The following is a 9,651-nucleotide window of genomic DNA, read 5'->3' on the forward strand; positions in this document are numbered from 1 at the left end:
GCGTGGAGGGGACGGCGCGCCGTCGCGGGGGGGGCCGGCGCGGAGATGGGGGCGGGCTGCGTCAGTGAGTCGCGCGGTTCGATCGAACCGCGGGACCGGGGGGCGCGCACTCCTCCTCAACGTCGTTGTTCTCGAGGCGCCGGTGTCGCCTTCGCGTCAGTATGATTCGCAGGCTCGACGCCCACGTCGACCGAGTGGCGGAACTGTCACCGCCATCTGTCGGTCCACCGGTCATCCCCACCCGACGTCGCGGATCGAGAGGCTCATCGCCCAGCGGGCCATGGCGCCAGGTGGGAGGTCGACGAGGTGGCCCGCTCTGTCCGCTTCGGCATGCGTGCGCGCTCGGCACGAGGCCGGCTCGAGGGCGAAGACGTCCCACCCGTCGTCGTCGGGCCGGAAGTGCTGCCACAGCAGGGCGTGCGGCATCGATCCCGCGTCCCATTCCAGCTCCACCTCGACGGCGAGGTCCGGCGCCCTGAGCGCGGCGCGGCCGGACGGGATGGTGAGCAGGACGTGCTCCTCGCGGCCGTCGGATCGCGCTGGGATCACCGAGAAGTCCAGGGTGTCGTCCAGCCCCGACAGGATCGGCCACGCGAACCGCGTCGACGGAGGGATGCGTGTCCGAGCCGGATCGGCGCTGGACGCTGAGCGGCTGAGGCTGGGAGCCACGAGCACCGATCCGCCGGCGAACGCGGTGCGGGAGAAGCAGGGATGCTCCCCCCAGCTCACGCGTCGGTGGAGACCGCTCGCGTTCAGCGCCTCGGTGCGAACGAGGACGCGCTCATCGGACACGTGTATCCAGCGGGTCAGCGCCAGTCCGCTCGCCGGCGTCCTCGCGCGCAGCTCGATGCCGTCCTTCGTGACGACCTCGACCTGCCAGCGCAACCACGGAGCCTCGCCGTGCAGCCAGGCGCGCGCATCGCCACCTGGGGGACCGACCGATGGGAACATCGGGAACCAGCCGCCCGCGAACACCGATCGCTCGAACTCGGCCGACGACCGATCGCCCGGCTCCGGCATCCCGTCCGGCGCCGGACCGTGGTCGGCGTCCGGCGGGTTCCACAGGATGTTGGCCCCACCGGGCCTCGAGATCGAGGTGATCGTCGAGCCGCGTTCCGGGAGGATCACGACCTCCAACGCAGGCGATCCGAGCGTGAGCACGGCCGCTCAGCCGACCGGTCTGCTCCGGTAGCGACCGACGAGCTCGGGTGCCGCAGTCTGCAAGCGGGCGGGAGGAAGTCCCTGCAGCATGAGCTCGAGGTCGTCGCAGACCATCTCGCCGATGGAGAGGAAGGCGCTGGGTATCCCGCCGGCGCGGTGCGAGGACATGACGAGGTTCTCGAGCTCCCGGAAGGCGCTGTCGGGCGGGAGCGGTTCGACGGGCCAGACGTCGATCGACGCGAGGAACGCGCCCGCGCGCAGCCGCTCGAGCAGTGCGTCGAAGTCCACGACCGCCGCACGACTGATCACCATCAGTCGTGCGTCCTTCTGCAGGAGGTCCAGCTTCGCGGCGTTCAGCAGGTGCTGGCTCTCGGCGGTCACGGTCGCCAGGACGAAGACGAACCGGCTCTCCGTCAGGACGTCGTCGAGGGTCGACGGGATGACTCCCGCGTCCAGCAGGATCGAGGTCGGGAGCCACGGGTCGAAGACGCGGATCTCCGCGTTGAACGGTTGCAGCAGCTGGTGCAGGTGCTTCCCGAGGTTGCCGAAGCCGATCAGCCCGACCTTCGCTCGGCGCAGCAGGACCGCGTCGATGTTGCTCGCCGAGTCCCAGCCCTCCTCGCCTCTGCGGAACGCGCGGTCCTCCCGTGTGATGCCGCGCGCGAGATCGAGCGCGAGTCCGAGGGCGTACTCCGCCACGGCCTGGGCGTAGGCGGTCCCGCAGCCCAGCACTCGGACGCCCTGCCGGAAGGCCGTCGGGTAGTCGACGTTGGGGAAGAAGTTCCCTTCGACGTTGATCAGTGCCTTGAGAGACGCGGCCCGCCGGAGCGCCTCGGTCGGGAGATCGGGCTGCCCCACGATCGCGAACGCGTGCGGCAACGCGTCGTCGAACGCGGCGGTGGAATCGTCCTGCTCGAGGTCGATGACCTCGAACAGGTCGCCGAGTCGCGCTCGCGAGACCGGCGAGAAGATGCGCTCGCTGGACTGCGGAGCCGGTTTCAGGATCAAGGTGGGCTTCGATGCCGACATGACCACGCGCTTTCTCGAGAGACGGGCGACCAGCTCGAGGCCTGCCGCCGAGGCCGCCATCGGGCCCGATGAGCGATGATCGCCGTCCCGGGCGGTCAGGGCATCCGAGGAGCGTCGGAAACCGGTCCGCCACATGGCGCGAGGCGCGGCACGGGGCGCCCGAGAGACTTCCGGGCCGATCGAGGGGCATCAGCGGACTCGCCGATCGGGTGGGCCCCGTGGGGCTCGAACCCACGACCCGCGGATTAAAAGTCCGATGCTCTACCGACTGAGCTAGAGGCCCCTCCCTCGAGTATCCCGTATGGACGGGTCCGGCAGGGGGGGCGGGCGCCTGAGCAGAAGTCCCAGGCGCGCGAAGGCGGGATCCACCGCGCCGCGGCGCAGGCACCGCGCGAGCAGGCCCAGCGCCGTCAGCACCAGGACAGGCGCGACGCGCGCAGGCGCCGCTCGTACCCTGGTCGGATGGCCGAGTTCCATCGCCCCGTACGCATGCCGTCCGAGCACTTCGACTTCGTGAAGGGCGGCGAGGATCCGGCCGTGCTGGTCCGCTCCGCGCACGAGACCGCGCAGGCGCTGGTCAGCCGGGTGCGGGCGCATCCGGATCCGGAGGTGGTCGACCGCCTCGTCTCGTTCGCCGAGCGGGAGGGCATCGACGCCGTCGCCGAGCTGTGGTCGCGGGCCGCGGCGCTCAGCCTGCCCGGCGCGCTGTGGCGCCTCTACCTGCTGCGCGAGATGGTGCGGCGCGACCCCGATCTCGTCAGCCTCGCGTTCAACCGCGGCGCCGAGCGCCTCCGGAGCATCGACCCCGTCGTCGCCGGCGCGCCCTCGCCGGCCGGGCCGGAGGAGATCATGGCGCTCGCCGACGAGATCCTCCGCGGGGTGTTCGAGGGCGATCTCGGCCTCGCGCTCGACCGCGCGGCCGCCTTCGCCCGGGTCACGGCGGACGGCTCGCTGGATCTCGCCGACGACGCCGACGCGACCGAGCCGGGGCGGGCCGACGTGCTCACCACACGCGCGGCGCGACTCTCCTCGCTGGCTGAGGAGCTGTCGATCTCAGCCCGCCTCCAGCGCGACGGCGCTTTAGACTAGGGGCGGTCCTTCGGGGCCCCGCCGGGCCGCAGAAACCCCGGGCTCCATTTTCAGCCGCTCCGAGCGGCCTCGCGCCGAGAGGCGTTCCTGCGGTCCGGCACCACGGATTCCGGCCCCGACCAATCCCTCTGGAAGCAGGCTCCGAACCTCCTCCGCGACAGTCCGAGCACCGGGCACCTGACCGGTGGCCGAACCTCGCCACCGTTGAACGAGGAGGTGCTGCATGCTGGTCGTCATGAACCCGGACGTCGGTGACGCGCTCTCCGGCATGCGGGACACCCCGGAGCAGCGGCTCGCGCGCGTCGCCACCGGCGACAGGCGCGCGTTCGCGGAGCTGTACGACGCCACGTCGTCCAGGGTCTTCGGGCTGATCCGCCGGGTCCTGGTCGATCCCGCCCAGGCGGAGGAGGTCACCCAGGAGGTGTACCTCGAGATCTGGCAGACCGCGGCGCGCTACAAGGTGGAGCGCGGCAGCGCCATCTCCTGGATGCTGACCATGGCCCACCGGCGCGCGGTCGATCGCATCCGGGCCTCGCAGGCCAGCCGCGACCGCGACACCAGGATCGGCATCCGGGACTACGACCGCGAGTACGACCAGGTCGCCGAGCACGTCGAGATCACCATGGAGGGCGAACGCGTCAAGCGCGCGATCGCCGGCCTCACCGAGCTGCAGCGGCAAGCCGTCGAGCTCGCCTACTTCGGCGGCCTCAGCCACTCCGAGATCGCCGCCGAGCTGCACGTCCCCGTCGGGACCATCAAGACCAGGATCCGCGACGGGATGATCCGCCTACGAGACGCACTGGGGGTGACGTCATGACCAAGCGCGACGACGCACACCTGCTGAGCGGCGCGTACGCCCTCGACGCGGTCACGGCCGAGGAGGCCGCGCTCGTCTAAGCGGCGATGACCGAGTCGGAGGACCTCCACAGCGAGGTCGTCGGGCTCGTCGACACCGCCGTGACCCTGGGCCTCGGCCTGCCTCCCGTGTCGCCGCCGCCGGCCCTCCGCGCCCGGCTGCTCGACCTGATCGAGACGACGCCGCAGGAGCAGCCCGACGACACGGAGTCGTTCTCGCCGCTGCCCGAGGCACCGGAGGAGTACGCGCCGGTCGTCGTGGCCGCGATGCCCGCCGGACAGCACCACGTGCCGGTGCGGCGGGCGCGCCGCCGTCGGCGCCCGCTGGTCCTGCTCGCCTCGCTGGTCGCGGCCGTGGCGATCTTCGCCGGCGGCTCCTTCGTCACCCGGTCGCTCTTCGAGACCCAGACCGAGTACTCGCGCATCACCCTGGCCGCCGACACGCAGAAGGCCGACGGCGTCGTCGCCGGCGGCGGTACCGCGACCGTCTACTGGTCGAAGTCGGAGCACCGCACCGCGGTCGTGCTGAACGGTGTCCAGACGCCGGGCGGCAAGGTCCTGCAGCTCTGGAGCGTCCGCGGCGGCACGATCACGAGCGCCGGGCTGTACGAGCCGGAGGGCGGCGACCACTACATGCTGCTGTCCGGCACCCCGAACTCGGGGGAGACGCTCGCCGTCTCCGTCGAGCCGGACGGCGGCTCCAGCCAGCCGACCACCGATCCGATCGTGCGGGTCCAGCTGCGCGCCTGACGCACCGCACCCGTAGATGCCGAGGGCCCCGAGCAATCGCTCGGGGCCCTCGGCATGTGCCGGAGGCGGATCAGCCGAAGCGGCCCGAGACGTAGTCCTCGGTCGCCTTCACCGATGGCTTCGAGAACATCGTCGACGTGTCGTCGTACTCGATCAGCTTGCCCGGCTTGCCGGTGCCCGCGATGTTGAAGAACGCCGTCCTGTCGGACACGCGCGACGCCTGCTGCATGTTGTGGGTGACGATCACGACCGTGTACTCGGTCTTCAGCTGCTCGATCAGGTCCTCGATCGCGAGGGTCGAGATCGGGTCCAGGGCGGAGCAGGGCTCGTCCATCAGCAGCACGTCGGGCGACACCGCGATCGCCCGCGCGATGCACAGGCGCTGCTGCTGACCGCCGGACAGGCCGTTGCCCGGCAGGCCCAGGCGGTCCTTCACCTCGTTCCAGAGGTTCGCGCCCTGCAGCGACTTCTCGACCAGCGCGTCGCCGTCCGACTTCGAGATCCGCTTGTTGTTCAGCTTCACGCCCGCCAGCACGTTGTCGCGGATCGACATCGTCGGGAAGGGATTCGGACGCTGGAACACCATGCCGACCTGGCGGCGGACCAGCACCGGGTCGACGCCCGGCCCGTACAGGTTGCTGCCGTCGATCAGCACCTCGCCCTCCACGTGGGCACCGGGGATGACCTCGTGCATGCGGTTCAGCGTGCGGAGGAAGGTCGACTTCCCGCATCCGGAGGGACCGATGAAGGCGGTCACGGTCCGGGGCTCGATGGTGAGGGAGACCCCCTCCACGGCGCGGAACGAGCCGTAGTAGACGTTCAGGTCGTTGACGACGATGCGCTTGGACATCAGGGCCTTTCGAGCGGTGCGGGGTCCCGCGGCAGCGGACGGTGAGGGGAGTCCCGCGTCAGCGGGAGGTCATCTTGGGGGCGAAGAAGCGCGCGACGAGGCGGGCGACGACGTTGAGCAGCAGCACGATCAGGATCAGGGTGAGCGCGCCCGCCCATGCCCGGTTGAAGAAGTCGACCGTGTTCGGACCGGGCTGGGTCAGCTGCGTGTAGACGAACACCGGCAGGGAGGCCATGCGCTCGTTGAACAGGTTGTAGTTCACGCTGTCCGTGAAGCCGGACACGATGAGCAGCGGGGCCGTCTCGCCGATGACGCGGGCGACGGCGAGCATGACCCCGGTCACGATGCCGGCGAGCGCGGTGGGCAGGACCACCTTCACGACCGTCAGCCACTTCGGCACCCCGAGGGCGTACGAGGCCTCGCGCAGCTCCATCGGCACGAGCTTCAGCATCTCCTCGCTCGCCCGCACCACGATCGGGATGATCAGCAGGCTGAGCGCGACCGCGCCGCCGAAGCCGGACCGGTAGCCGGCGTTGGCGGTGATCAGCTCGAACAGCGCGAAGGCGAACAGGCCCGCGACGATGGAGGGGATGCCGGTCATCACGTCGACCACGAAGGTGATGGCGCGCGCGATCGCGCCCTTCCCGTACTCGACCAGGTAGATCGCGGCGAGCAGCCCGACGGGCACGGAGATCACCGCGGCGGCGAGGGTGATCTCGACCGTGCCGATGACGGCGTGGATCGCGCCGCCACCGGCTCCGGTGACGCCGCGCATGGACTCGTTGAAGAAGGCGACGTCGAAGCGGGCGACCCCGCGGGACACGACGGTGACCAGCAGGCTGATCAGGGGGAGGAGGGCGATGCCGAACGCGGTGCTGACCAGCGCGGTGACGAGCCGGTCCTTCGCGCGGCGGGAGCCCTCCACCACGAAGGAGGCGACGTAGACGACGACGACCCAGAGGACCAGCCCGAAGAAGATGGCGCCGGTCACGTTGTAGGCGGTCGTCATGCCGGCGAGCAGGAAGATCAGGAACAGCGCGCCGGTCACGACGAGGCTGAGGGCCAGCAGGCCGACCGGGGAGTAGCGGGGCAGCTGGCCCGCCCGCAGGTTGGTCGGGGCGACGGTGGCGGTGGCCATCTCAGATGCCCTTCCCGCCGGCACGGCTGCCGACGATCGCACGCGACGCGGCGTTCACCGCGAACGTGATGACGAACAGGATCAGGCCGGTGGCGATCAGCACGTTCAGCGTGACCCCGTAGGACTCCGGGAACTGCAGCGCGATGTTCGCCGCGACGGTCGTGGGGTTCTCGGTGCGCAGCAGGAAGAACGAGACGACGACGCTCGGGGACAGCACCATCGCGACCGCGAGCGTCTCGCCGAGCGCACGGCCGAGGCCCAGCATGACGGCGGAGACGATGCCGGCGCGGCCGAAGGGCAGCACCGCCATCTGGATCATCTCCCAGCGCGTCGCACCGAGCGCCAGCGCCGCCTCCTCGTTCAGGCGCGGCGTCTGCAGGAAGATCTCCCGCGACAGGGCGGTGACGATCGGGATCACCATGACCGCGAGCACCATGGCGACGGTCAGGATCGTGCGGCCGGAGGCGGACACGTTGCCGCTGAACAGCGGGAACCACGGCACCAGGTCGTTCAGGAACGCGTAGAACGGCTGTACGAACGGCGCGAAGACGAAGATGCCCCAGGCGCCGTAGACCACGCTCGGGATCGCGGCGAGCAGATCGACGATCGCGCCGAGCGCCCGGGCGATGCGCCGCGGGGCGTAGTGCGAGGTGAAGAGGGCGATCGCGATCGAGAACGGGACCGCGAAGAGCAGGGCGAGCAGGGCGGCCCAGACGGTGCCGAAGGCGAGCGGGGCGACGTACGCCCAGAAGCTGGCGAACTCGCCGGTGCTCGTGATCTGCTGCGGCGTCGCGCCGAACGCGGGCAGGCTCTGCGCGATCAGGAAGACGGCGACCGCGGCGAGCGCCACCAGGATCACCAGCCCGCCGACGAGGGCCAGGCCGGAGAAGATCGAGTCGCCGGGGCGACGGTGTGCTCGGAGCCTCGCGGACGCCGTCAATGCGGTCATCGGTTCTCCGTGATCGGGGGCTGACGGGAGACTACGCAGAAGTCCACGTCCCGGGCCGGTCGGCCCGGGACGTGGACCGCCGGACTACTTGACGGTCGCGGCTGCGGCCTGCGCCGACGAGGCGATCTTGCCGGTCAGCGGAGCCGACTTGGCGGTGCTCGCGGCCTCCTGCTGACCCGCGTCGCTGGTGATGTACTTCGCGTACGCGGCCACGATCCCGCCCTTGGTCGTGTCCTTGTAGGTCTGGCACGTGATCAGGTAGCTGACGAGCGTCACCGGGTACTGCTTGGCGTCGGTCGGCTTGCGGTTGATCGTGACGACCGTGTCGTTCGCCTCGCGGGAGGTGTCGACCGTCGCGGCCTCGGCGGCGGCGGAGGCGACCTCGGCGGACGGCTTGACGTAGTCGCTGCCGACCTGGATGCCCGCGGTCGACAGGGTGCCGGCCGACGAGTTGTCGACGTAGCCGATCGAGCCCTTGCCCGCGGTGACGGCGGCGACGATGCCCGAGCCCTTGGCCGCGCCCTCACCGGTCTTGTAGGGGAACGCGTCGCCCGGGTCGTTCGTCCAGTCGGACGGCGCGGCCGTGTGCAGGTAGTCGGTGAAGTTGGTCGTCGTGCCCGAGCTGTCGGAGCGGTAGACCGGCGTGATCTTGGTGCTCGGCAGCTTCGCGTCCGGGTTCAGCGCGGTGATCGACTTGTCGTTCCAGGTCGTGATCTTGCCGGAGAAGATCTTCGCGAGCGTCGGCGCGTCGAGGTTCAGCGTGTCCACGCCGTCCAGGTTGTAGACCAGGGCGATCGGGGAGACGTAGACCGGGATGTCGATGCCCTTGGTGCCGTCCTTGCAGGCGGCGAAGGTGCTGCTCAGCTCCTCGGTCTTGAGCGCTGAGTCGCTGCCGGCGAAGTCGGCACCGCCGCCGATGAACGCGGTGCGACCGGCGCCGGAGCCCGACGGGTCGTAGTTGATGGTCACGCCGCTGTTGGAGGTCTGGAACCCCTTGGTCCACGCGGTCTGCGCGTTCGACTGGGCGGACGAGCCGACGCCGTTCAGCGTGCCGGAGAGGGACGCGGCCGCGCCGCTGCTCGAGGTGCTACCGGAGCCGCCGGAGCCGCCGCCCTCGTTGGACGCGCAGCTCGAGAGCGCGATCATGGCGGTGAGGGCCGTGCCGATGGCGAGGCCCGCGCGCAGGTTCTTCAAGGTGAATCCCTTCGGGGTTCTGATGCGGGGAGGCCCGCGCGAGGTTCTGCCTCTTCCGCGCGAGCGCCGCCACGGTAGAGAGGGCGGGTAGCGCGCGGCCCTCGCGATGGTGAACGGGAGGTGAACGAGGCGTCCCGACCCGGAAGCGGCCTCGGGTGATGGGCGTGCTGACCAGGGGGATCGCGCTGCGCGACGGACGCCGGGCGCGCGCCGTCGGCGGGTGCCTACGCGGGCTCGGGGGCTGCGTGCGTCTCGATCGCGAGGATCCGGTGCGGCGCCTTCGCCGACAGGTGCACCACCGCGAACTCGGCCGTGCCGAGGATGCCGGCCCGAGTCATCCGGCCGCCGTTCGGGCTGCCGGTCGCCTCCGCGATCTGCTCGAGGATCTCCGGCAGCACGGGCGCATGGCTGCAGAGCACGGCGGTGCGGCCCTTCGCGATGCGGCGCTCGACGACCTCCCGCACGCCGTTCGGGTCGTGGGAGCTCATCTCCCAGCCGTCCTGGCTCAGCTGCGGCGCCTTCTTCACCTCGATGCCCGACGCCTTCGCGAGCGGGGCGACCGTGGCCAGGCAGCGGGCGGCGGTGCTGCTCACGATCCGGGTGGGGCCCCAGGCCGCGAGCGCAGGCACGATGGCG

General features: G+C 70.9%; 9 protein-coding genes, 1 tRNA gene and 1 pseudogene. 3 read left to right on the forward strand and 8 right to left on the reverse strand.

Annotation, left to right across the window (positions count from 1 at the left end; genetic code table 11):
* Positions 1–231: 231 nt before the first annotated feature.
* From ACFE60_RS14990 to ACFE60_RS15000, 3 genes are all read right to left on the reverse strand, one after another.
* Positions 232–1,128 carry a DUF4432 family protein gene (locus ACFE60_RS14990; RefSeq protein ID WP_375389675.1) on the reverse strand — a complete coding sequence of 299 codons (897 nt, stop codon included), beginning with the start codon at positions 1,126–1,128 and terminating at the stop codon, positions 232–234.
* 39 nt (positions 1,129–1,167) lie between these two features.
* Positions 1,168–2,190: an NAD(P)-dependent oxidoreductase gene (locus ACFE60_RS14995; RefSeq protein ID WP_375389668.1), complete on the reverse strand. Its 1,023-nt coding sequence runs from the start codon at positions 2,188–2,190 to the stop codon at positions 1,168–1,170.
* A gap of 210 nt (positions 2,191–2,400) precedes the next feature.
* A tRNA-Lys gene (locus ACFE60_RS15000) sits at positions 2,401–2,473 on the reverse strand.
* Positions 2,474–2,652: 179 nt separating this feature from the next.
* Here ACFE60_RS15000 and ACFE60_RS15005 point away from each other — a divergent pair.
* From ACFE60_RS15005 to ACFE60_RS15015, 3 genes are all read left to right on the forward strand, one after another.
* Positions 2,653–3,279 carry a DNA-directed RNA polymerase subunit beta gene (locus ACFE60_RS15005; protein WP_375389669.1) on the forward strand — a complete coding sequence of 209 codons (627 nt, stop codon included), beginning with the start codon at positions 2,653–2,655 and terminating at the stop codon, positions 3,277–3,279.
* Positions 3,280–3,547: 268 nt separating this feature from the next.
* Complete coding sequence (sigK, locus tag ACFE60_RS15010; RefSeq protein WP_375389676.1) at positions 3,548–4,096, forward strand: ECF RNA polymerase sigma factor SigK; 549 nt, start codon at positions 3,548–3,550, stop codon at positions 4,094–4,096.
* An 86-nt stretch (positions 4,097–4,182) separates the two neighbouring features.
* Positions 4,183–4,884: an anti-sigma factor gene (locus ACFE60_RS15015; protein ID WP_375389670.1), complete on the forward strand. Its 702-nt coding sequence runs from the start codon at positions 4,183–4,185 to the stop codon at positions 4,882–4,884.
* A 70-nt stretch (positions 4,885–4,954) separates the two neighbouring features.
* On the opposite strand, the gene pstB is transcribed toward ACFE60_RS15015, so the two are convergent.
* From pstB to ACFE60_RS15040, 5 genes and pseudogenes are all read right to left on the reverse strand, one after another.
* On the reverse strand, positions 4,955–5,734 hold the full coding sequence (gene pstB / locus ACFE60_RS15020) for a phosphate ABC transporter ATP-binding protein PstB (RefSeq protein WP_375389671.1): 780 nt from the start codon (positions 5,732–5,734) through the stop codon (positions 4,955–4,957).
* A 58-nt stretch (positions 5,735–5,792) separates the two neighbouring features.
* On the reverse strand, positions 5,793–6,872 hold the full coding sequence (gene pstA, locus ACFE60_RS15025; protein ID WP_375389672.1) for a phosphate ABC transporter permease PstA: 1,080 nt from the start codon (positions 6,870–6,872) through the stop codon (positions 5,793–5,795).
* A gap of 1 nt (position 6,873) precedes the next feature.
* Positions 6,874–7,821, reverse strand: a complete 948-nt coding sequence (gene pstC, locus ACFE60_RS15030; RefSeq protein ID WP_375389673.1) for a phosphate ABC transporter permease subunit PstC — start codon at positions 7,819–7,821, stop codon at positions 6,874–6,876.
* Between the two features lie 84 nt (positions 7,822–7,905).
* Positions 7,906–9,015 (reverse strand): phosphate ABC transporter substrate-binding protein PstS, encoded by a 1,110-nt coding sequence (pstS, locus tag ACFE60_RS15035; RefSeq protein ID WP_375389674.1) that lies wholly within the window; start codon positions 9,013–9,015, stop codon positions 7,906–7,908.
* A 224-nt stretch (positions 9,016–9,239) separates the two neighbouring features.
* A pseudogene (locus ACFE60_RS15040) lies at positions 9,240–9,651 on the reverse strand (DNA mismatch repair protein MutT); the annotation flags it as partial.

The organism is uncultured Amnibacterium sp. (assembly GCF_964245895.1).
In the GTDB taxonomy this organism is placed as follows: Bacteria; Actinomycetota; Actinomycetes; order Actinomycetales; family Microbacteriaceae; genus Amnibacterium.

Coding starts and splice junctions, on each gene's coding strand:
- ACFE60_RS15005 (WP_375389669.1), top strand. CDS start 2,653: ATGGCCGAGTTCCATCGCCCCGTACGCATGCCGTCCGAGCACTTCGAC.
- ACFE60_RS14995 (WP_375389668.1), bottom strand. CDS start 2,190: ATGTCGGCATCGAAGCCCACCTTGATCCTGAAACCGGCTCCGCAGTCC.
- pstC (WP_375389673.1), bottom strand. CDS start 7,821: ATGACCGCATTGACGGCGTCCGCGAGGCTCCGAGCACACCGTCGCCCC.
- sigK (WP_375389676.1), top strand. CDS start 3,548: ATGCGGGACACCCCGGAGCAGCGGCTCGCGCGCGTCGCCACCGGCGAC.
- pstB (WP_375389671.1), bottom strand. CDS start 5,734: ATGTCCAAGCGCATCGTCGTCAACGACCTGAACGTCTACTACGGCTCG.
- ACFE60_RS15015 (WP_375389670.1), top strand. CDS start 4,183: ATGACCGAGTCGGAGGACCTCCACAGCGAGGTCGTCGGGCTCGTCGAC.
- pstA (WP_375389672.1), bottom strand. CDS start 6,872: ATGGCCACCGCCACCGTCGCCCCGACCAACCTGCGGGCGGGCCAGCTG.